The organism is Bacillus sp. BD59S (assembly GCF_007363175.1).
In the GTDB taxonomy this organism is placed as follows: domain Bacteria; phylum Bacillota; class Bacilli; order Bacillales; family Bacillaceae_G; genus Bacillus_A; species Bacillus_A pacificus.
This window is the reverse complement of sequence record NZ_CP034686.1, coordinates 2,752,619-2,776,236: the sequence shown is the minus strand read 5'-3', so window position 1 is coordinate 2,776,236 and position 23,618 is coordinate 2,752,619. Positions and strand designations below refer to the sequence as shown.

The window sequence follows — 23,618 nt, the reverse complement described above, 5'->3', positions numbered from 1 at the left end:
TTTGAATAATTCTCAAAACAAAGAAATGTACATGTTCTTGTTTGTGTAGTGAAGTTTCATAAGTTGAGAGAGGGTCTTTATATCCTAATCCAAAAGTGTAGACTACAGCCTACGAATAATCATCTCCTCTTAAAATTGTTGTTTTACATCTTCAAATTTTTGAAGAAGAAGTGTTTTGTTGGGAAATGATAAAATCTTATTAATTTTTATAATTAGTAGAATTTTTATAGAAATAATCCTCTTAATATATTAAAATAACATTGTATTATGTAAGATTTTAATTAGGGGAGAGAAATTTTATGTTGAAAAAAATCATTCCAGTTGCTTTAGCAATAAGTACAGTTACTTTTACTAGTGTATTCGCTGTGCCTTCAGCCCAAGCAAGTACAGAACCAAACCGCTACATAGATGTACAAATGCTCGGTATTAACGATTTTCATGGGCAACTAGACACAGTAAAAAAAATTAACAATAAAGATGCAGGGGGAATCGAGTACTTAGGGGCTTATTTACGTGATCGTGAAAAACAAAATCCGAATACATTAAAAGTACATGCTGGCGATGTTGTTGGAGCAAGTACTCCTGTTTCAGCATTATTACAAGACGAACCTACCATTGAATTTCTAAATGATTTGAAATTTGATGTTGGAACGATAGGAAATCATGAATTTGATGAAGGTGTTGAAGAAATGAACCGCCTTATTTATGGTGGATACCATGAGAAAACAGGGAAATTTAAAGGAGCAAAATTCCCATATGTTGCCGCAAATTTCTATAATAAATCCACTGGTCGTTTATTTTTACCACCATTCACTATAAAAAAGGTACAAGGAGTTCCTGTTGGATTTATCGGAGTCGTAACAACGGATGTGCCTAACCTTGTTATGCCTACTATGCTAAAGAATGTAGAAATTACAGATGAAGTTGAAGCTATTAACAAATCCGTAAAGCAATTAAAAAAACTAGGCGTTAAATCTATCGTTGTTCTTGCACATAACGGGGGGACAACAGATGGGAACGGCGTAACAAATGGTGATATCGTCCGATTAGCAAATGAGACTGATCCAGAAGTCGATGTTATTTTTGGTGGGCATAGCCACACTTATGTAAATGGAACTGTTAATAATAAACTTGTCGTACAAGCAAATTCTTACGGTATGGCTTTTGCTGATGTTGATGTAAAGATTGATCGTAAAACACAAGATATTGTTGAGAAAAAAGCAGAAATTGTTACAACTTACCATGAAGGCATGGAGCCTGATAAAAAAATAAAGAAGAAGATGGAGAAATATCAAGCAAAAATCGCACCTCTTGTTAATGAAGTTGTAGGTAAGTCTATTGCTCCACTAGATCGCAAACTAAATACGGCTGGTGAATCTACTCTTGGAAATTTAGTTGCTGATGCCCAGCGTGCAACAATGCAATCTCAAATTGCACTTATGAATCCTGGTGGTATTCGTAACGACTTAGATGCTGGTGATATTACATGGGGAGAGATATATGGTATTCAACCATTCGGAAATCAATTAATAAAAGTAAAATTAACGGGTCAAGATATTCGTGATATTTTAAATCAACAATGGCAAAAAGACATAACAAGAATGCTTCAAATTTCAGGAATCCAATACACTTGGGATGCAAACAAACCTAATGGAGAAAAAGTAACAAGTATCCGCTTAACAAATGGAGAAGAAATTATTCCTTCTAAAACTTACAGCGTCGTTGCGAACGCATTTCTAGCTTCAGGTGGAGATGGATTTGTATCCTTTAAAAACGGTAAAGATGCTGAAACAGGACCAACTGATTTTGAAGCATTAGTAGATTATATAAAAAAATCAAACGAACCAATTCAGTCTATTATTGATGGAAGAATTCAAAAAATAAATTAGTTTTTTATTAATCTCAAAAACAACTAGATTACCTGTGCGCTATACTTTTTCGTGTGCAGGTAATCTATTTTTTGTGGGTTTGAAATAAAGTCTTACTGTGGACAAGGGGGATACCGTCTAGATGCAGAGTGCAGGGTTTATCATTCGTTATCCAAAGGAAAAGGAAAATATAACTGGTTATGCGTATGAGCCTTAGCATATTCGCTGTGTAGGAGATATTGCAAAAATATATAAGGAAAAACTAACTTTAGAGGAAAATATGAGGTAAGAAAGCCAAAGTGAATTGGAAACCTGTATTTTTGTTTAGGTAATAGTATTTTATAAAATAGTAGGATATTTTAGTTTAATAGATTCAAAAACTACCTATCTAAAAATTTGATAGGCAGTTTTTTTCCTTTGGGCACAAAGTGAAATAATTTTATTATGTTTGTACATGTAGAAAATGTAATGTATAAATATATTCGAAACACTAATCATTGCTCTTCATTATTAGCGATAGGATAGCTACTTAAGGACAAGAAAGAATGGGCTAACTTTTGTGCAAAGTGTAATGGAGGCTCTACCGACTGGATATGAATATACATAATTAAGGGATTCATGTACAGCCAGTGATTATGTAAAGCACTTACAATGATTCCTTGTTGTACAATTGATTTCATAAATGCAGGAATCTCTTCTTGTAGAACAGCAATTTCGCCTAAATTTAATGCATTACCATTTGGATCCAACGATTCAAAACTTACTCCGACGGGCACTACAGAAGTACTTGGTTTTCCTTGAACAAGCACCCTAAAATCGCGGTGAAAAGACACCGAGCAACCACCTTGACTTCTTTTACTTTTCCCTTTAAGTATTGTAGCAAATTGTTCACAAAGGAAATTAAAATTTTGCATAAATTCAATCCCTTTCTCGTACAAATTATGTAATTAGAGGCTCGATTGAGGAGATATAGATAAAGTGAAACTTTAATCAGTGGGGGGGTTGTTCATCCCCCACTAATTATTAGTTGAACCAATCGGGCTTTTACGGGCAGTTGATCCCCCACCTAACTTCTTTGCTTCCGCTAAATTTTGAGGTGGGGGTTTTACTGCGCGTTAATGCGGGATAAACAACCTTTCTTCAACATTCAAAAAACAGGCTGTGATTTTAATGTATCCAATGTTTATTTTAAAAGAAATACACGCGATATTACTTGGATATTTAGAATTTCATTGAAGATGATTCGTGTATCAGGGTTAATAAATTTATGATTCATGATAGTCCGTTCGAGATATTGTTATAAAAAATCGATAAAGTATGCAATGATACGCTTTTAGTTTATGTAGGCTAGATAAATATGTGTCTAAATTTGAATGATAAAACTAGAAAACAACGTTGAGAAAATAACCAATATTATTTTATTTTCTATAAACGAGTACTGCTAAATAGTAATCTTTTTCGAAATGAGTGTAAAAAGACAATAAAACTATTAAATTTTAAAGCCTAAAACAAGCATAACCCCGTTCTAAATTTAGGACGGGATTAAAATATAGTTGTTTAATTTTTGATATAAGATACTTCACTGTACTCAAAAATATAACAATAAAGTCGTTTGAAAATCTAAGGTTTCTTCAACAATAGCCCCTCTAATGGAAGATTGATCTACAATATCAGAGTGAAATAATCACCTGATTCATAGAAAAAACGCGGTTTATACTGTAATCCGTACCATAACAAAGCATTAGCCAGTTCCCATGTGTTCAATTAATTGAAATGCTGTCGGAGTTGGACCATTTTCGAGCCTCAAGCGAATTAAATTAGCACAATCTTCAGGGTTTAGTACTGAAGTATCGATTTCTAAGTCATAAATACCGAGCTCATGGACGGACTCTTGCCATAGTTTTACTGGTAATGGGATTGAACCATCTTCTGAGTAACCAACTTTCCATGTCTCTATCCGTCGTTTCATAATAATTTCAATTGGACAATGTACCCCCACAAACATAACTGGCAGTCCCTTTAGTATCCGTGCACATTCGGGCAAAATTCTCCGTGGGACGGAATAATTGTCATGATGACCAACATCAACTACGATGTTTATCCCTAAACGACTGTGTGCAGCAATAGACTCATACATGGCTTTATACATAAGTATAACCAAGGGCTCAATATCGGGTCGCTCGCCACCAGGACGTAACCCAATACCTGGGTGATAGCATTCTGGGGTCATTTGCATGAACCCATCTACTCCTAAGTTCATCCACACACCTTTAAACGTGCTCTGGATTATAGTGGCGATACTAGATTTCCCAGATCTAGGAGTACCGTTCATAATAATAATTTGTCCAGGTTTATCCATTGGTAACATACAGGAATACCCCTTTCATGATTCTACCTTGTAATCGTAACTCCGATTTTCCCTTTAAAAGAATAACTTACAACTTCAAGAATGATCCTCAAGAGTCCTTTCTCATTTCACAATCTGGCCCAATTGTTGAATAACATAATAAAGTCGTTTAAAACAACTTTATTATGTTTTAAACGACTTTATTGTAAATTGAACAACTTTATTATCTCTGTACAATGAGTCTTTCTTATATAAGTATATTACTACTATGAATTAAATACAGGATTTCGTTTGAATACTAAAGAACGGGTTCTAAAATACCGTATCTATTCACGAAGAATCTAGTTGTTTCTTCTTGTATCTATTTACATTTTTCAAGAAAAAATATAGAGGTGAATTCTTTAATTTTTTCTTGAAAAATGTTCATGTGCGGTTATTTTAACCAAAATTTTCATGAAAATACCTTTTAAAAGAACATGAGTTCGTATATAATGAGAACGAACGTTCTTTTGTTAGGAGTGATAACCTTGTATGATTATTCTCTTTTACCGAATCGTATTATTTTATGTGTAGATCTTCGTAGCTTTTATGCAAGCGTATCATGTATTAAAAAAGGACTTGATCCACGATATACAAAATTGGCTGTCGTAGGAGATGTAAACCGCAGTGGATCAATCGTATTAGCAGCAACCCCGCCATTAAAAGCGTTAGGAATTAAGAAGATGGCACGGTTGTACGAAATGCCGAAGCGGCCAGATATTATTATTGTGAATCCAATTATGCATACGTATATGAAATGTTCAACTTATATAACAGGCTTAGCTTTACAGTATGTTGCGCCGGAAGATTTTCATCAATATAGTATCGATGAGTTTTTCATGGATATGACTGCAAGTATTCATTTGTTTGCGAGTAATCCGCGCGAGTTTGCATTAAAGTTTAAGAGAGAAATATATGAACGTACGCGAATTGAAAGTACGATTGGTATTGGTCCGAATTTATTATTGAGTAAAGTAGCGATGGATGTGGAAGCGAAAAAGAATAAGGATGGAATAGCGCATTGGACATATGACGATATACCCGAGAAGTTATGGAGTATTAGACCGCTCAGTAAATTTTGGGGTATATCGTATAAAACAGAAATAAAATTAAATCGAAAAGGTATACATACGATCGGGGATTTAGCACAGTACCCATTGAAGTATTTAAAGCAATCCTTTGGTGTAATAGGAGAAGAATTACATTTACATAGTAATGGGATTGATTTTAGCAGAATAGCAGAGAAATATGTTCCAGCGACAACATCTATAGCAAAAATCCAAATATTATTTCGTGATTATTCCATAGAAGAATTCATCGTTATTTTATTAGAGCATGTAGAAGAAGTTTGTTATAGGTTGAGACGAGAAAAGAAATACGCGCAAACGATTCATTTTTCAGTCGGATATAGTAAGGAATATGGAGGAGGAATAAAAAAAGCACATACGTTAAACAGAGCAACAAATTTAACGATGGATATTTATAATGCTTGTACCTATTTTTTATACGAGAGACATGCAGGAGAACCGATTCGATCAATAAGTGTTTCGCTAACTAATTTAATAAATGAAGGAGAAGAACAAATTTCGCTTTTCGATAACATTATACAGAGGGAAAAAGAAATGCGATTAACGAAGGTTATGGACGAAATTCGAACACGATTTGGTAAGAACAGTATTTTACGTGGGATTTCCTACACAAGCGTCGCAACAGCAAGATATAGAAACACATTATTAGGGGGACATAAATCGTGATGAATGCGAATATGCCAAAAGGAAGAGGGATGGTGAAGTGGCAACCGTTTGCTAGTATGCCAGAGCAGTTCGTTTGTATTAAAGAAATGATACAGGAGCAAACAAAAATCCCGCGTCCAATCTTAACGCAAGATGCAAAAGAAAGGATTGAAAATAAGCTGTTAATTTCATATTTAGGTGAGGAAGAGGTTTTACTTACATATTATAAAGATGGCTATTTATATAAAAATTACATAACAGTAGATGATATAACTCCGTTAAAAGAAACGATTACTTGTACCGATGCTTTTCATAATCAAAGAATTTTTAAGTTTGGGGATGTAATGGAAGTGGATTAGAGTATCTTTCTATGCAGTAGGTTATTTTTAGCAGTCTACTGCATAGAAAAATCAAAGATCCAGCCACATACCAATTTTCAAGGTTTCAAAATGACTTTTATACAATCGTCTTCACGATTATTAAAAATTTGATAACCGTAGCTCGCTTCTTCAAGAGGAATTTTGTGTGTAATAATCTCCTTTGGATCGAATTCTTTGTTTGTTATTTTTTTAAATAGTTCTGGCATAAAATGAATGACAGGTGCTTGTCCCATTTTCAGATTAATATTTCTAACCCAAAATGCCCCGAGTGGAAAGGCATTATAATTACCGCCATAAACACCAGTCATTTGAACCGTTCCGTATTTTCTTACGGCTTTCGTAGCAATTTGAATAGGGCCGAGAGTTCCGCCTTGTAATTTCAATTTTTGTTCCAGAAATTCTAGAGGCGATTTTTTCCCATCCATCCCCACGCAATCAATGACTACATCCGCACCGCCATGTGTGATTTCTTTTAAATGTTCTCCCATATCAGGAAATTTTGTGAACTCAAATACCTCAACATTGTTAATCTTTTTTGCATAATTTATTCGATAATCTAAGTAATCGACTGCAATTACACGTTTAGCACCTTGCATCCAAGCGAATTTTTGTGTCATTAATCCAACAGGTCCACAACCAAGGACGATAACAGTATCGCCTCGCTTAACGCCTGCGTTTATTACACTCCAATAGGCTGTTGGCAAAACATCAGATAAAAAGAGTAGAGATTCATCTTCCAGTTCGCATGATTCTGGTATAACAAATGGAGTGAAATTTCCAAAAGGAACTTTTAAATATTCTGCTTGTCCACCAGGATGGTTACCAAATTTCTCTGTGTAACCAAAATATCCACCAGAATCATAATGAGGATTGGAGTTATCACATTGACTTTCCATTTCATGTTGGCAATAGAAACAATGTCCACAAGCAACGTTAAAGGGGATCACAACACGATCTCCTTTTTTTACTTTAGTAACATCTGGACCAACTTCTTCAACAATTCCCATTGGCTCATGACCAATAATGTACCCTGGAGGTAAAGGCATGTTACCTTGATATAAATGTAAATCAGAACCGCAAATAGCAGTTGAAGTAATTCTTACAATAATATCATCTTTTTTCTCTAACTTTGCATCATCCACCTGTTTAACTTGTACTTGGTTTGGACCTTGATAGGTTACAGCTTTCATCTCGTATCTCCTTAGGAATCATTTTTCAAAATTTATCCCGCATTAACGGGCAGTAAGACCCCCACCTCAAAATTCAGCGGAAGCAAAGAAGTTAGGTGGGGGGCGGGCTGCCCGTAAAAGCCCGATTGGTGAGGGCTGATTAAAGTTTCACTTTATATGTATCTCTTGGCAAAACAGAAATCTTTATTAAAGAGGAATCTATACATAGTGTTGTTATGACAGTATGTTATAGCAACTCTTCTTTCTTATGTCTTCTGCACTATTTTAAGAAGAAATTCAATATTTATTCATAAACTAATTACCATAAAAAGGATAATTATTATTTCATAATCTGTAGCATATTAAAAACATCGGAGGTGAAATAATATGGCAAACAATAATAGTGGAAATCGTAATGAATTGTTAGTTCGAGGTGCTGAACAGGCTCTTGATCAAATGAAATATGAAATTGCACAAGAGTTTGGTGTACAACTTGGTGCAGATACAACAGCTCGTTCAAACGGATCTGTTGGTGGTGAAATTACAAAACGTTTAGTAGCAATGGCTGAACAACAACTTGGTGGTAGAGCTAATCGCTAAGAGAATTAGTATAAAATGTGGCAGATATGTAAATCAATTTCTTTTGTATATGTATAAAAATAAAACCCTTATATTAAACGGATTCTCACTCAAAGATTATTGATAATCTTCTCTCATAATCTTTGAGTATTTAATTTGTAAACTACTTTCCTAAACAATAAACACACAGTGTTGGAAAGGTGTTTTCATGCATAGTAGAAAATCTTTTGCAGGAAAAAACATACTTAAACATTTGATTTCAATATTGAAATCAATATTCATTATGATATTTTCGAAAGGGAGGAATTTAAAAATGGGTATATTAAGTGGAAATCCTCAAAATGAACCGTTACATTACGGAGAAGTATTTGATATTTGGAGTTATCTTCTTGCTGCACAGGGTGCGATTGCAAGCCATCAAGTATTTATGAATCACACAGGTGATGAAGATTTGAAGAAGTTTTTAGAAGGCTTAATTGAAAATGATATGAATTCAGAAATAGAAGAGTTAAAAACTCTTTTAAAGGTGAATGGCGTAGCTTTACCGCCTGCTCCTCCAGAACGACCAGTAGCATCTATTGAAGACATTCCTCCAGGAGCGCGTATTAATGATGTGGAAATTGCAGCAGCTGTTGCTGCAGGGCTAGCAGCTGGTCTTGTGACATGTAGTCAAGTAATGGGAAAATGCCTTCGAGAAGATGTAGGAATGCTATTTGGACAATTTCATATGAAAAAAGCGCAAGCAGGTGTAACGTTGCTGCGTTTAAGTAAGAAAAAAGGATGGGTAGTACCACCTCCGTTACATGTGAAAAACTCTGATCAAGCTTAATAAACAAAAATAAAAAAGTGGCATTGGCCACTTTTTTATTTTTTAGATGTATCCTCAAGCTTGGATTTATTTATTGTAGAAGAATCTATATATTCATCTGACATTTCCATAGCATAGTTATCATGCTGAATATGATTATGATTTCTTAATGTATTCTCGTTACGCAGTACTAACCTCTTCATATAAATGTGGAAGAAAATTTCTGTTCCACCAATAATTAAAGCAGCTATAAATGAAGAAAGTCCAATATTACGAGTAGCATCTAAATTAGTAAACAAGGATGTTAGTAACCAAATTCCAAAGAAACTTAAGCCGACATCTGCTATTGTAGCAATCATATTTCCGTATTTAGGTAAAATGAAGAGATCCCCGATTAAATAGGCAGCTCCTGTAAGAAAAAGAGAAATTAGTAATACTCTAGGAATTGAAATGCCTTTAAAGATACTAAGTATGATTAGTAATACTGCAGTTATCGCTGTGTATTTAATTAATAAAGGAACAATATGTTTCATCCTTTTCCTCCATTGTTTAAACGTATATGGAATAAAATATTTCATTAAAAACGGGTTATGCTTTTATATAGCGTAACCCGTTTTAATCACTCTTTAATGGGAAGAGGTACAAGCTGGGTAAGAAGCAGGCTTATACTATGGATAGTATTTGCGGAATATCGAGTTTTATTCACAAAGGGTAGGTCTATCCTTATAATAGAGATGTTGCCTAAGTACAGTGTTTTTTACTAAACTTAATAATTTTTTCTATTTTGATTTTGAAGTATATTTTAATTATTTAATATTAAAACCAAAGTTTTTTTGCTTAATGTGCCTTTTTATCTACATATTTTCCGTAATCAGGTACAGCAATTTTATCAAATTCTTGAACGAGTGTGTTGAGGCTTGTTGATAGCAATTCACCTGACATCGGTATCCCATGTCCAGTAATAGCGACTAGAGGCTTTAATTTCTCTAGCTTAATAACTGACTCTTTAGCGGCTTTCCAGTCTGTTGTTAAATAGCGAGGTGGTCCGCTTATCTCCTGTTCCTGAGTAATTACTTTATATAAATATTCCTGTTTCACTGTAACAAAAGCGTCCCCAGCAATTAAAGTTCGGTCTTTTTCTCGGAATAATGAAATATGCCCTGGAGTATGTCCTGGTGTATGAACCCATCTAACCTCTGGCATATGAGGAACGGTTCCATCTGCAGGTAATACTTTTACGCTATTTTCTAAATCAATCGGTTTGTTAGGGAACAGAGGCGACATTTTCGCTACCATACCACCTTCAACTGTTGGATCTGGTTCAGGATAGCTTTGTTGTCCAGTCAGGAAAGGTATTTCCATTGGATGTGCATAGACTGGAACATCCCAATACTTGATGAGTTCAATTATTCCCCCAACATGATCAAAATGCCCATGAGTTAAAATAATTGCTTTTGGGCGACTATTTGTACCAAATCGCTTCTCAGTGACAGAGATAATTTCATTTGCACATTTAGGCATTCCAGCATCAACTAAAACAAAATCATTGGTATGCGGATGTCCAACAAAACAAATGTTGACGATTTGAATCGTGTAACAAAATAAATCAGGCAATACTTCGAGGCCATGACCACTTTCAATTGAAGTTGCTGGAATAAACTTATAATCACTTCCGTAATTCATTTCATTGTCCACTTTTTCTCCTCCTTAACTTATTCCAATATGACATTATAGTTCCCTAATTTTGAAAATCCATTTTGGGGGATGGCGTTTTATCCCGCTTTAATGGGCAGTAAGACCCCCACTGATTAAAGTTTCACTTTACAGTATACTGACTTTGTTTCTTACTCGTTTATTACATTTACTATCACAAGTGCCCTTATTAAAATGAGGAGAGAAATGTACTTGATTATAGGAAGTTTTTAATTTAAGAGGAGGAACTATCATATGGCAACGGTACTAATGTTTAATTTTCCAGGGGAAGGACATGTGAACCCAACTCTTGCACTTATTGAAGAATTAGTAAAAAGAGGGGAAGAGGTTGTTTATTATTGTGTAGAGGAGTATAAGGAGAAAATTGAAAAAACAGGAGCTTTGTTTCGTCCATATGAAAATTTTTTAGCAAAAGTAGACATGTTGAAAAGGATGAATGGAGAAATAGATCCCTCTGAACTATTATTACATATGGTAAAATCTATGGATAAAATAATAAAGATTGTTATAAAAGAGTTGAAAGAAGAAAAGTATGATTACGTAATATATGATAACAATTTTGCAGTAGGATGGATCATAGCTGAAGCATTACACTTACCTAAAATCTCTTCATGTACAACATTTGCAGTTACGAAAAAGTTATTTAACGCATTGATGAACAATCATAATGAAGGAGACAAAAAATCACCTCTTTATCAAGAAGTTACGCATATTTTAGAAGAGTGGCAAAAGGTATATGGCTTTTCTATGAATGAAAAGAAAAACGTAATGACTTGTGCTGGAAATATTACTATCGTATATACGTCTGAATTTTTCCAACCTGATGTGGAGGAATTGGATGATTCTTATATCTTTGTTGGACCCTCTATTACATCACGGAAAGATATGCAAGAAATTACTTTTAAACAGAAGGAAGAAGAGAAACTCATTTATATTTCTATGGGAACTGTATTTAATCAACAGGTGGATTTTTATTACATATGTTTTGAAGCATTTAAAAATTTTCCTGCTAACATCATATTGTCCGTAGGAAAACATATTGACATCAACCAATTGAAAAATATCCCATCTAATTTCAAAGTTTATAATTATGTGCCTCAGTTAGAGGTATTGAAACAGGCTAATCTTTTTATTACACATGGGGGAATGAATAGTTCTAGTGAAAGCTTATATTTTGGTGTTCCTATGATCGTTATCCCAGTTATGGGAGATCAACCGATAGTGGCCCAAAGAATAGAAGATTTAAAAGCTGGCATACAATTAAATCTAAAAAATCTTACTCCAATGACATTACATAATGCAGTAATGGAAGTATTATCGAATGATGTATACTTAGAAAATAGTCATAAAATCAAATGTACTTTAAAAAATGCTGGTGGATATATTAAAGCCGCTGAAACAATAGAACTATTTAAGTTGAAGACGGGTATTAAATAAGATGCCCCAGTTGCCAAACACAGCAGCTGGGGCATCTTATTATTTCTTCCTAACTTAATTATACCACGTAAATAAAGTTCAAAATAGACTGTTTCTTCTCATTTACTCCTGCTACAATCAAGAACACATGCAAAGTAAGGAGAGATGTTATATGAGTTCTTTCGTTCTCGATTTTCAGGAAATAGAAAAGGTGCAGCTTTCACTCGTCGGTGGAAAAGGTTTCAATTTAGGTGCGTTATCCAACATTCAAGGAATACAAGTGCCAGAAGGATTTTGTGTTACAACGGTAGGATATGAAAAAGCCATCGAGCAAAATGAAGAGCTTCAAACTTTATTGCAGCAGCTAACCAAGTTGAAAAAGGAAGAGCGAGCTCAAATTGGTGAAATAAGTACGAAGATTAGAGAAGTTATTATGGCAGTAGAAATCCCTTCTGATGTAGTGGAAGCGGTAACTCATTATCTCTCACGTTTTGGAAATGAACATGCGTATGCCGTGCGTTCTAGTGCTACGGCTGAAGATTTACCGTATGCCTCATTTGCTGGTCAACAAGATACGTATTTAAATGTTATCGGAGAAAACGCAATTTTACAGCATGTAAGAAAGTGCTGGGCTTCTTTATTTACAGAGCGAGCAGTTATGTACCGCATGCAAAATGGTTTTGAACATAATCAAGTTTCTATATGTGTTGTCGTTCAAAAAATGGTTTTCCCTGAGGCTTCGGGCATTTTATTTACGGCTGATCCGGTTACTTCTAACCGAAAGGTGCTATCAATTGATGCAAGTTTTGGACTTGGTGAGGCGTTAGTATCAGGACTGGTTTCTGCCGATAATTATAAAGTAAAAGAAGGCGAAATTACTGAAGCGATGATAGCGACTAAAAAAGTAGCTATTTATGCTGTAAAAGAGGGCGGAACAGAGACGAAACAGATTAATCCGGCACAGCAAAAGCTTCAAACATTGTCTGAACAACAAATTTTACAACTAGCAAGTATCGGAAGGCAGATTGAAGCTTATTTTGGCTGTCCGCAAGATATTGAATGGTGTTTAGTTGATGATACATTTTATATTGTCCAAAGTCGTCCCATTACGACGTTATATCCAATCCCTGAAGAAAATGATGGGGAAAATCATGTATATATATCAGTTGGTCACCAACAAATGATGACCGATGCGATGAAACCACTAGGGTTATCTTTTTTCCTGTTAACGACTAATGCCCCTATGCGTAAAGCGGGAGGAAGGCTATTTGTGGATGCTACACAAAGATTGGCTTCACCTGCTAGCAGGGATTACCTAATAAATACGTTAGGAAAATCAGATCCGCTTATAAGAGATGCATTAACGACTGTAGTCGAGCGAGATAATTTTATTACATTGTTACCGGATGAAGAAACGGAAAAGAGTGCTAGTAAAAGTAAGCCACTAGTAAGTTCGCAACCAGAAATTGAAAGTGATCCAGCAATCGTTACGGAATTAATACAGAATAGTGAAGCATCACTTGAAGAGTTAAAACAAAATATGCAACTGAAATCAGGAGTGGACATACTTGATTTTATTTTGGAAGATATCCAGCAATTAAAGAAAGTATTGTTTAATCCGCAAAGTATAGCAGTTATTATGGCAGGTATGAATGCTTCAACATGGATCAATGAAAAAATGGAGCAATGGCTGGGCGAAAAGAATGCAGCGGACACCCTTTCTCAATCGGTGCAAAATAATATTACGTCGGAAATGGGTTTAGCATTAATGGAAGTTGCTGATGTGATTCGGCCGTACGAAGAAGTTATTGCGTATTTACAACATGTAGAAAATGATAGCTTTTTAGATGAATTCGTTCAGTTTAAAGGCGGGGAAAAAGCTCGAGAGGCAATAGATGCTTTTCTAAATAAATACGGAATGAGATGTAGTGGCGAAATCGACATTACGAAAACGCGCTGGAGTGAGAAGCCAACAACCATTATCCCGATGATTTTAAATAATATAAGAGATTTTGAATATGGTGCAAGTAAACGGAAATTTGAAGAAGGACTGCAAGAAGCTTTGAAAAAAGAAGAAGAGTTAGTAGATCGATTGCAGCAATTGCCGGATGGAAAACAAAAAGTAGAAGAAACGAAGCGAATGATTCGCAATATCCGTAATTTTATCGGCTATCGTGAATATCCAAAATACGGTATGATTAATCGTTATTTCATATATAAGCAAGCGTTACTGAAAGAAGCTGAGCAACTTGTGCAGAGCGGTGTCATTCATGAAGTTGATGATATATACTATCTAACTTTTGAAGAGCTTCACGAAGTTGTTCGCACGAAGAAACTAAATTATGAGCTTATTCATAAACAAAAAAATGATTATAAATTATACGAAAAACTAACGCCTCCTCGTATAATGACGTCTGATGGAGAAATCATTACGGGTAAATATAAACGAGAAAACCTCCCAGCTGACGCGATTGCAGGTCTGCCTGTTTCTTCTGGATTAGTTGAGGGGAGAGCTCGCGTTATTTTAAACATGGAAGATGCGAATTTAGAAGAGGGAGATATATTAGTTACAGCTTTTACTGACCCTGGCTGGACACCATTATTTGTATCTATAAAAGGATTAGTTACTGAAGTCGGCGGACTTATGACGCACGGAGCAGTGATTGCACGTGAATATGGATTACCAGCAGTTGTTGGGGTAGAGAACGCTACGAAATTAATAAAAGATGGGCAATGGATACGGGTACATGGAACAGAAGGGTATATTGAAGTGTTGTAGTTGTATTTTAGATAATAAAGAAATCGTCCACTAAATATAGTGGACGATTTCTTTATGATTTTAATTGAAACGGAAGACCGAAATAAAAAGGAGCATATGATAAACAGAGATTTTAATAGTTTTATCAACTTTCATCAATATTTCCTGAAACATTGATGAATCAGAATGTATGTTCATCTAAAATAAAGGATTTTTTCAAAAATATTACAAATAAAGATAATATATTGTTAATTATCTGAATTTTCTATAATATATAAACGTTGTATCGTATTTAATATTGGGGAGGAATAGGGATGAAGAAAAAGCCTTTTAAAGTGCTGTCTACGTTTGCGGCGGCAGCTGTGCTTAGTTGCACATTTGGGTATGGGGGGCAATCTGCTTATGCAGCAACGCCGTCTAATGCAGGAACTTTAAGTCCAATTGATGAAAATTTAATTCAAGAGGAGCGTTTAGCAGATGCGCTCAAGAAACGCGGTGTAATTAGTGAATCTACGTCGAAAGAAGACACATTAAAAGCTGTTGAAAAATACGTAGAGAAGAAAAAAGGTGAAAATGCTGGAAAAGAACCAGCAGCGGGGGATAGTGTTACGAGAGAAGCTGCTGACTTTTTGAAAAAAGTCAAAGATGCAAAAGCAGATGAGAAAGAAAAAGCAGATCAACCTGCTAGTGGCCCGGTATTTGGACAGGAGCCGGTTAAAGGGGGATTAAACGGCAAAGTACCGACTACTTCAGCGAAGCAAAAACAATATAACGGTGATGTTCGTAAAGATAAAGTTCTTGTATTGCTAGTAGAGTTTGCTGACTTTAAGCATAACAATATTGATCAAGTACCAGGTTATATGTATTCAAATGATTTTAATCCAGAACATTATCAAAAAATGTTATTTGGTAATGAGCCATTTACACTCTTTGATGGTTCAAAAGTACCAACATTTAAACAATATTATGAAGAGCAATCTGGTGGTAGTTATACAGTAGATGGGACAGTAACAAAGTGGTTGACAGTTCCTGGTAATGCGGCGGATTATGGCGCAGATGCAGGAGATGGCGGTCATGATAATATGGGACCAAAAGGACCGCGTGATTTTGTAAAAGAGGCATTAAATGCGGCTGTAGAAAGTGGTATTGATTTATCTGAATTTGACGAATACGATCAATATGACAATAATGGTGATGGCAATAAAAATGAACCAGATGGTCTAATTGATCACTTAATGGTCATTCACGCGGGAGTTGGGCAAGATGGAGGCGGTGGTAGACTAGGTGATGATGCAATTTGGTCACATCGTTGGCACCTTGGAACACCATATCCAATTGAGGGAACAAAAGCAAAAGTTGATAACTGGGGCGGTAAAATGGCAGCATACGACTACACAATTGAGCCAGAAGACGGAGCAGTTGGTGTATTCGCACATGAATTTGGTCATGATTTAGGTCTTCCAGATGAGTATGATACGAAGTACACAGGAGCAGGTGAGCCAATTAACTCTTGGTCTGTTATGAGTGGCGGTAGCTGGGCTGGTAAAATTGCAGGAACAACGCCACCGAGTTTTTCTCCGCAAAACAAAGAGTTCTTTCAAAAGAACATAGGTGGAAACTGGGCCAATATTGTAGAGGTTGACTATAATAAATTAAATCGCGGTATCGGTTATGCGACGTATTTAGATCAAAGTGTAACGAAATCAAATCGTCCTGGTCTGATTCGTGTTAACTTACCAGATAAAGAGGTAAAAGGTATTCAGCCTGCATTCGGTAAGAAGTACTACTATAGTACAAAAGGTGATAATCTTCATACAACATTAGAAACGCCAGTATTTGATTTAACAAATGCAACAAATGCGAAGTTTGATTACAAATCAATGTATGAAATTGAAACGGATTATGATTTTCTTGAAGTACATGCAGTGAAAGAAGATGGTACGAAAACGTTAGTGGATCGAATTGGTGAAAAGAATGTAAAAAATGGTTTAGACACAACAGATGGTAAATGGGTAGATAAGTCTTATGACTTAAGCAAATTCAAAGGTCAAAAAGTAAAATTAGTATTCGAATACATTACAGATGGTGGTTTAGCGCCGACTGGTTTTACTTTTGATAATGCTACATTAACCGTAGATGGAAATGTTGTGTTCTCTGATGATGCAGAAGGTGAAACGAAATTCAAATTAAATGGTTTCGTTGTAGCAGACGGTTTTGATAAGAAGAAGCATAACTACTATTTAGAGTGGAGAAACTATGCTGGTGCTGATCAAGCGTTAAAATATAGCAGTGGTGTACCGTATAATACAGGTCTTCTTGTATGGTATGCAGACTCTAGCTTTACAGATAATTGGGTTGGTTTACATCCAGGTGAAGGTTTCTTAGGAGTTGTTGACTCTCACCCAGAGGCAATTGTTGGAACGCTAAACGGAAAACCAACTGTTAAAAATAGTACACGATTCCAAATCGCAGATGCTGCGTTCTCATTTAATCAAACGCCAGCATGGAAAGTTGTATCTCCAATACGCGGAACATATGATTACAAAGGATTACCAGGTGTAACGAAGTTTGATGATTCTAAATTGTATATAAATGATTTAATCCCAGATGCAGGACGTAAATTACCGAAATTTGGATTGAAATTTGAAGTGGTTGGACAAGCAGATGATAACTCTGCAGGTGCAGTTCGTTTATATCGTTAATAATGTAGAAGCTGTTGAAGGAAAGTCCCTTCAACAGCTTTTTTTTACAGCAACATAAATTTCAAGTTATTAATAAAATAATAGAAATTACTAAGCAAGCGGGCTTATTTCTTTAAACCAGCTGCATAAAAAGGTCCATGAACGGCAATTGTTGATAAAATACGAGCAATTTCCTCTGGTGTTTCTTTTTGGCCACTATTTAACCATTGCTGGATGACACCAATATGAGCGGATGCCATATAAGAAGTTAAGTATTGGCTTGGAACAAGTAAATTTTCCTTATTAATGAGAGCACCATTCGTATCTTCAAATAGTGTTTTCCACATGAAATCTTTCAGTTTTGTTTGGAAAGATAAGTCTCCTTTCGGGCTAAGTACAGCTTTCATAAAATCACTATTTTCATTTAAAAATTCAAGAATAGAAGTGATAAGTATAAAGGGCATTGTTGGAGAAGGGTTAGATCCAAGGTCAGCAATCACTTCCGGGAATTTCTGTTTGGCAATTTTAGAAAACTCGTACATAATGTCTTCTTGGCATTTCGTCATTAAATCAAATTTATCTTGATAGTGCGCATAGAAAGTACCGCGATTGATGTTTGCTTTCGTTGTAATATCTTTCACTGTAATGGCGTCAAAACCTTTTTCCTCAATTAATTCCACCAATGCATTTCGTATGGCAGTTTTCGTACGAACGACGCGTAAATCTAAATTACTATCACGCAAAGTATGTCCCTCCTAAATTTTAGCCAACACATTTTAAGGATGTGTCTTATAACCGACACATTCACGATTTTTGATTATTGTATACGGTTCAACTCGAACATATAATTCAAAATACAAATAATAAACACGTTGTTGGTTATTATAAATCAAATGATGGGAGGAGAAAAGAAAATGTTTAAAAATAAACTTTTATTATTATCACCAGTTATTGCACTACTTGTTGTGTTTATTTTTTCATTAACATTATTTCCAACCGTTCAACCTCAGCCGAACAATTTGCCAATCGCAATTGTAAATGAGGATCAAGGAGTAGAAATTCCGAATCAACCGAAAATGAACATGGGGCAAACGATTGTTGATAATATGAAAAAGACATCAAAATCAGAGAAAGAACCCGCGGTAAAGTGGGTAGAAGTGAAAAATAAGGAAGCCGTACAAAAAGGTTTAAATAATCAAGAGTATTACGCAGCATTGGTCATTCCGAAAGAATTTAGTACAAAGCAGGCATCACTACGAACACCACAGCCATCTTCGCCACAGGTAGAAATATTTATCAATCAAGGGATGAATACAGCGGCATCAACTATGGCAGGACAAATATTAAATAGTGTAGTTGATAATATGAACAACAATGTTCGTATACAACTATTAGAAGGATGGAAAGCAAAAGGGGCTACATTAACAGCAGATCAAGTTTCAAATGTAGTAACACCAATTACTAAGAAAGTAACAAACGTAAATGAAGTCGGCAAAAATAGTGCAAACGGTAACTCACCAATTTCATTATTCCAGCCGTTATGGATCGCAAGTTTAGCGAGTGCAGCGCTTATCTTTATCGCGATAAGTAAAATGCCAATTCATACAAGAAAAGAAAACTTTGTATTAAAACTAAATCAAATCGTAACAGGCGCAATTGCCGCACTTGTTATTGGGTTCGGTCTTACGTGGATTGCGGATAGCATGGTAGGACTGAATATTTCAAATTTCACCGATACGGCCTTATTTTTATCCATTACATCGTTTAGTTTCTTCTTAATGATATCGGCCGTACTTTCATTAATTGGATTAAAGGGAATCGGTTTATTCGCACTCTTACTATTCTTCAGTGCACCGTTATTATCATTAGCACCTGAAATGCTGTCTCCATTTTATCAAGATTGGGTTTATTCATGGTTACCAATGCGATTTATGATTGAAGGACTTAGAGAAATATTCTTTTTCGGAAAAGGATTAAGCTGGAGTACACCCCTTACTGTGCTCGTTTGTATTGGTGCGGTAAGTATATTTATTATGTTAGCGACTGCTTTCAAACGTAGTGCAATAAAGGAACATAAAATAGAATTAAACGCTTAGAAAAAAGAACGTTTCACTCGTAGTGAAGCGTTCTTTTTGTGGTGAAATGATTATTAGTCTATAGGGAAATGAAGAGTTCGTATTTGCGGTTTATTTTGTATACATGCTCCTACTATTTCAAATTGCATAAAGTGTTATGTGAAACAATGGAGGGGATAAGATGTATAGTTCGAATTATTATGATTCGTATAGGCAAAATGATAAGTTGATTCGTGATATTGAGAAAGCAATTAACGGAGAGTTTAGTGCTATAAATTGTTATGCGAAATTAGCCAACATGGCTCCCAATGCGGCGGAACGAAATCAAATTCTTGAAATTCGTAACGATGAGATAAAGCATTTTCATCAGTTTGTACAGATTTATACAAATTTAACTGGTCAGCAGCCAAAACCAAAAATTACAGAAGAATGTCCGAATACGTACTTACAAGGATTAGAATTCGCCATACAAGATGAGCAGAAGACAGTGGATTTTTACTTAGAAATTGCAGATGAGACATCGGATGCACATTTGAAAGAGTTACTGCGTAGAATAGCTGCCGATGAACAAAATCATGCGGTGTGGTTTTTATATTATTTTGTGAAGACGAAGTGAATGCTTAAGGAATTAAAACCGTTTCACTAGTAGTGGGACGGTTTTTGTGATGAAATACTTATATATAGTAGCTGAATTTCGTATATAATGTATGAAACAAAAATGGAAACAAATATGTTAGGAGTAAACATATGAAAAGAGGAATCTTTGTAGAAATTCCAAATGAATATAATAATTTACTTTGGAAAGTATTAAAGCCAATTCATATTCCTTCATATGATTGGTGGGTAGGGAGTGAGTGAGGAGTCATACTTAGTAGCACGTGGTGGATTGGATGAAGCGTTATTTCCAGAAGAACCAAGTGTAATGGAAGGATCGGATTTGAACAGGTTATTTAAAGACAACGTATATTATCTTATTTTTGCAGATTTAAAAGCATATCCCAAAGGAGAAATAGTACTAGATATTGAAACATATGAAGAGTTTATGGAAAGTAAGTGTGAGATAGTCGTATTAGTAGCAGATGGCGATTACATACAAATTTATGCGAAAGATCAAAAAGTGATTGAATTGATGTATGAAAATGCACTCAATCAAGGTTTTTATGTTGAATATGTTACAGACGAAAATGATGGTAGAACACGTTTGTCAGTATAGTAGTAAATTGAAAGGGGAACGGCAGTATGGAGAGAAACACCATAACGAAAGAATACACAATTCGAACCGCTACTGAAGAGGAAAGCGATAACATTATCACTCTATTAAAAGAGGTAGCGCAGTGGCTACAACATAAAGAAGTAGATCAGTGGCAGTATCTGTTAGGCGGAGAGGCTACGGCTGAAATACTAGAAGGTATAAGAGAGAAATATACATATGTAGTTACGAAAGAAGATGAAATTATCGGTACAGTTACAGTATCTCCTAAACAAAATGAATGGGATGAATATATTTTTGGTAAAGAGGAAGTTTCAAATTCATTATATATTCATAGATTTGCGGTGAACCGGAAGTATAAGGGGAACGAAATCGGAGAATGGATGTTACGGTGGATAGAAGAGAATGTACAACATGACAAAGAGTTTTTAAAACTAGATTGTGTAGGGCATAATCGCATATTGAATGATTTTTATAAGAGAAATGGTTTTGAATATGTTGGCAGTACAGATGGACTTAGTAAGTTTCAAAAGAAAAGGGGAGAGTAAATGAATCAAATTGATACTGGTTTAGTTAAAAGATTAATAGGGGGAACAGTTTCCTGAATGGACACATTTAGAGGTGAAACCTGTAAAGTTTAGTGGGCATGATAACAGAACATTTCACTTAGGGGATGAGATGAGTGTAAGATTGCCAAGTGATGCAGCGATGTCATGGACGTTTTTTGATAAAAGTAGTAGAAAGATATGTAAAGAAGTACTACAAATAGATGAAGAAACGTGGAATAGAGCGAGAGGATGGGCACTTTGGAAGGTGTTAATTACATATGATGCGAATAAGAGTAGTAATAAGAGTAGTAATAAGATAGTGGCAGAAGAATCGTATCGTGTCATTCAAGTAATTGTGGATGATTATGGACAGTAATAGAAAAAGCCTATTTTGAATCATACGATCAAAATAGGCTTTTTTATATGATTAATCGATACTTAAAGCTTTTTTACCCATTTGATTATAACTGTGCTCAAATCGGGATTTTACCATTGGCTGGTCTTTTTTACCGTCTAATGGGTCATTATAATAAATGTTACGATCATCTACACCAGTTATGATAATAGTATGTGCATTTCTGTATCCATTTACGGTTTTTCCTTGAGGTGTTTTCCAAGTTTGTTCTAGTTGTGGAGCAGTTATTTTGTTTCCTACCCACGCTACAACTGGTTTACCATTACGTACATAGCTTTCTAATACAGAGAAATCCTGTCCTGTTAAATCTGTACCTCTTGCATGTTTATCAAGTAATTGTTTCAATGGTGCCGGGTTAATAGAGTAACCCAATCTTTTTCCTGTTACGTCACCAACGAATCCGATGTCTGGATCACCCCAAACTGTAATTTTTCCGCCTTCTTCCATCTGATATCTCGTTGTATCAAATGGCATTTGATTAGCAAAGTCTACTTTATTTAATGAACGTCCTGTATAGTATTCTAAAAGCATTTGTAGTGAAACAACTGCACTTCCTTTTTGTAGTTCGGGCAATTGATTAATGGCAGGAACATTTAAGAGGAGCTTTGGACGTAAGAGATAAGACATGTTTATCCATTTTGGTCCTTTATCTGTACGAATTTGTACCCATCCGTCATCTCCCATAGCTAATTCTTCGATGCCGCCTTGTGGAGCATACTTTCCAGATATTTTAGAAGAAAAATTAGGGCTATCGTAAGCGAAAAATGTTCGTGGTATGTATGTTAGTTCTTTTCCTTCACCCTCTTTTAAATATGGATTCATCCATTGAAGCCCTTCACTAGTGCGAATTTTTAACCAGATGCTATTTTCTTCAACAACTGTTACAGTTTGAGGGGGATATTTACCAACCACGTATCCTGTTCTTGACGGTCTATCAAAGGTAACAAAGTTTTTATCAATGTATACTTGTTTCTCTTTTAATGGTGTCCACTTTAACCCATGATCCGTCGCAATTTTGATCCAGCCGTTTTCAGATTCATCGAATACAGTAACGGTTTGTGGTGCATATTCAGCAAGTATACCTGAATGAAGAGAGGTTTCAGGATAAATAAAATAATGTTGTTTCATAGTAACTTGCTTTAATTTAATTTCTTTATCTTTCGATTGGTCTGTGCGAGCAACTAAACTTGCAGCTTCTGCACGGGTAATCGTGTTATCTGGATACCAATGACTACCACCATAGCCCAGTGAAATACCAAGAGCAACAAGAAGATTAGCCGATTTTTCACTCCAATGTCCTTTTAAATCTCGGAATACAGTAGGTAGTTTTTCAGTGGCTTTTTTGTCTAAGTTATATGCATGAACAAGCATAGAGGCCATAGCAGCTCTTGTTAGCTTTCCAGAAGGTTCGAAATTTCCATTACCGACGCCTTTAATAATCCCAGCTTTTTCAACTGCAGCAATATAAGGAGTAGCCCAATGTTCTTGAGAATCTTTAAATGATGGCTTTGCTGAAGCGTCTATTTGTAAGTTTAATATTTTTGCCATGATAATTGCGGCTGAAGCTCTATCAATTTCAAGATTAGGTCCAAATGTACCGTCTGGTAAGCCAGATAAGACTTTTTTCTTTACTAAATAATCAACGGACGGCTTTGCCCAGCCAATAACATCAGGAAATTGATAGTAGTAATCGTCTTCGTCTTCGTAATTCTCCAATTGCGCATTATTTTTTTGTGTTACAGTTTCACTCACAGCGAAAGAACTAGATGGAGCGATGATAGCACCAAATAGCAACGCACTTGCCATAGTTATTTTTATTGTTTTCAAATTTCCATTCTCCTTCTATTTTTATGTGGGATAATTTAAAGAGTAAATTGAA

Annotated in this window: 18 protein-coding genes and 3 pseudogenes; 14 read left to right on the top strand and 7 right to left on the bottom strand. The window is 35.4% G+C overall.

The window, feature by feature from the left end; all coding sequences use genetic code 11:
- Positions 1-299: 299 nt before the first annotated feature.
- Both EKQ63_RS16405 and EKQ63_RS16400 read left to right on the top strand, forming a co-directional pair.
- Positions 300-1,889, top strand: a complete 1,590-nt coding sequence (locus tag EKQ63_RS16405; protein ID WP_087953208.1) for a bifunctional metallophosphatase/5'-nucleotidase — start codon at positions 300-302, stop codon at positions 1,887-1,889.
- Between the two features lie 130 nt (positions 1,890-2,019).
- Positions 2,020-2,157, top strand: a pseudogene (locus EKQ63_RS16400) (D-alanyl-D-alanine carboxypeptidase family protein); the annotation flags it as partial.
- 205 nt (positions 2,158-2,362) lie between these two features.
- Here EKQ63_RS16400 and EKQ63_RS16395 read toward each other — a convergent pair.
- A complete protein-coding gene (locus EKQ63_RS16395) occupies positions 2,363-2,782 on the bottom strand; it encodes a DUF1259 domain-containing protein (RefSeq protein WP_071725910.1) in 420 nt (139 codons plus the stop codon).
- A gap of 827 nt (positions 2,783-3,609) precedes the next feature.
- Entirely contained in the window at positions 3,610-4,227 is a 618-nt protein-coding gene (locus EKQ63_RS16390; RefSeq protein ID WP_255543206.1) for a chloramphenicol phosphotransferase CPT family protein, read from the bottom strand.
- Positions 4,228-4,742: 515 nt separating this feature from the next.
- On the opposite strand from EKQ63_RS16390, the gene EKQ63_RS16385 reads away from it, so the two are divergent.
- Together EKQ63_RS16385 and EKQ63_RS16380 are read left to right on the top strand one after the other, a co-directional pair.
- Positions 4,743-6,008 carry a Y-family DNA polymerase gene (locus EKQ63_RS16385; protein ID WP_143881276.1) on the top strand — a complete coding sequence of 422 codons (1,266 nt, stop codon included), beginning with the start codon at positions 4,743-4,745 and terminating at the stop codon, positions 6,006-6,008.
- Positions 6,005-6,346, top strand: a complete 342-nt coding sequence (locus EKQ63_RS16380; protein WP_143881275.1) for a YolD-like family protein — start codon at positions 6,005-6,007, stop codon at positions 6,344-6,346. The genes EKQ63_RS16385 and EKQ63_RS16380 overlap by 4 nt, the downstream gene beginning before the upstream one ends.
- A 77-nt stretch (positions 6,347-6,423) precedes the next feature.
- Here EKQ63_RS16380 and EKQ63_RS16375 read toward each other — a convergent pair whose 3' ends face one another.
- Positions 6,424-7,557, bottom strand: a complete 1,134-nt coding sequence (locus EKQ63_RS16375; RefSeq protein ID WP_087997124.1) for a zinc-dependent alcohol dehydrogenase — start codon at positions 7,555-7,557, stop codon at positions 6,424-6,426.
- Positions 7,558-7,923: 366 nt separating this feature from the next.
- Here EKQ63_RS16375 and sasP point away from each other — a divergent pair, with 366 nt between their 5' ends.
- Complete coding sequence (gene sasP / locus EKQ63_RS16370) at positions 7,924-8,136, top strand: small acid-soluble spore protein, SasP family (RefSeq protein WP_000002833.1); 213 nt, start codon at positions 7,924-7,926, stop codon at positions 8,134-8,136.
- 292 nt (positions 8,137-8,428) lie between these two features.
- Complete coding sequence (locus EKQ63_RS16365; protein ID WP_087953213.1) at positions 8,429-8,944, top strand: DUF3231 family protein; 516 nt, start codon at positions 8,429-8,431, stop codon at positions 8,942-8,944.
- Between the two features lie 35 nt (positions 8,945-8,979).
- On the opposite strand, the gene EKQ63_RS16360 is transcribed toward EKQ63_RS16365, so the two are convergent.
- A complete protein-coding gene (locus tag EKQ63_RS16360; protein ID WP_143881274.1) occupies positions 8,980-9,456 on the bottom strand; it encodes a YndM family protein in 477 nt (158 codons plus the stop codon).
- A gap of 304 nt (positions 9,457-9,760) precedes the next feature.
- Entirely contained in the window at positions 9,761-10,618 is an 858-nt protein-coding gene (locus EKQ63_RS16355; protein ID WP_143881273.1) for an MBL fold metallo-hydrolase, read from the bottom strand.
- 252 nt (positions 10,619-10,870) lie between these two features.
- Here EKQ63_RS16355 and EKQ63_RS16350 point away from each other — a divergent pair, with 252 nt between their 5' ends.
- From EKQ63_RS16350 to EKQ63_RS16340, 3 genes are all read left to right on the top strand, one after another.
- Positions 10,871-12,073, top strand: coding sequence for a macrolide family glycosyltransferase (locus EKQ63_RS16350; protein ID WP_087953215.1), 1,203 nt, complete (start codon positions 10,871-10,873; stop codon positions 12,071-12,073).
- A gap of 151 nt (positions 12,074-12,224) precedes the next feature.
- Entirely contained in the window at positions 12,225-14,831 is a 2,607-nt protein-coding gene (ppsA, locus tag EKQ63_RS16345) for a phosphoenolpyruvate synthase (protein ID WP_143881272.1), read from the top strand.
- Between the two features lie 293 nt (positions 14,832-15,124).
- Positions 15,125-17,512 (top strand): immune inhibitor A domain-containing protein, encoded by a 2,388-nt coding sequence (locus tag EKQ63_RS16340; RefSeq protein ID WP_143881271.1) that lies wholly within the window; start codon positions 15,125-15,127, stop codon positions 17,510-17,512.
- Positions 17,513-17,616: 104 nt separating this feature from the next.
- Here EKQ63_RS16340 and EKQ63_RS16335 read toward each other — a convergent pair whose 3' ends face one another.
- Positions 17,617-18,234, bottom strand: a complete 618-nt coding sequence (locus tag EKQ63_RS16335; RefSeq protein ID WP_071725902.1) for a TetR/AcrR family transcriptional regulator — start codon at positions 18,232-18,234, stop codon at positions 17,617-17,619.
- Positions 18,235-18,405: 171 nt separating this feature from the next.
- Here EKQ63_RS16335 and EKQ63_RS16330 point away from each other — a divergent pair, with 171 nt between their 5' ends.
- The 5 genes and pseudogenes from EKQ63_RS16330 to EKQ63_RS30285 all read left to right on the top strand — a co-directional run bounded on the left by EKQ63_RS16330 (position 18,406) and on the right by EKQ63_RS30285 (position 21,700).
- Positions 18,406-19,587, top strand: coding sequence for a YhgE/Pip domain-containing protein (locus tag EKQ63_RS16330; RefSeq protein ID WP_087997128.1), 1,182 nt, complete (start codon positions 18,406-18,408; stop codon positions 19,585-19,587).
- Positions 19,588-19,747: 160 nt separating this feature from the next.
- Positions 19,748-20,182: a ferritin-like domain-containing protein gene (locus EKQ63_RS16325; RefSeq protein ID WP_087953220.1), complete on the top strand. Its 435-nt coding sequence runs from the start codon at positions 19,748-19,750 to the stop codon at positions 20,180-20,182.
- Between the two features lie 131 nt (positions 20,183-20,313).
- Positions 20,314-20,779 (top strand): annotated as a pseudogene (locus tag EKQ63_RS16320) (DUF2691 family protein).
- A gap of 26 nt (positions 20,780-20,805) precedes the next feature.
- Complete coding sequence (locus EKQ63_RS16315; protein WP_087953221.1) at positions 20,806-21,324, top strand: GNAT family N-acetyltransferase; 519 nt, start codon at positions 20,806-20,808, stop codon at positions 21,322-21,324.
- Positions 21,325-21,700, top strand: a pseudogene (locus tag EKQ63_RS30285) (hypothetical protein). It abuts the gene before it with no gap.
- A 51-nt stretch (positions 21,701-21,751) separates the two neighbouring features.
- Here the strand turns inward: EKQ63_RS30285 and EKQ63_RS16305 are convergent.
- The gene (locus tag EKQ63_RS16305) at positions 21,752-23,566 is read right to left on the bottom strand and encodes an S-layer homology domain-containing protein (RefSeq protein WP_087953222.1); all 1,815 of its coding nucleotides are present in this window, start codon (positions 23,564-23,566) and stop codon (positions 21,752-21,754) included.
- Positions 23,567-23,618 lie beyond the last annotated feature (52 nt).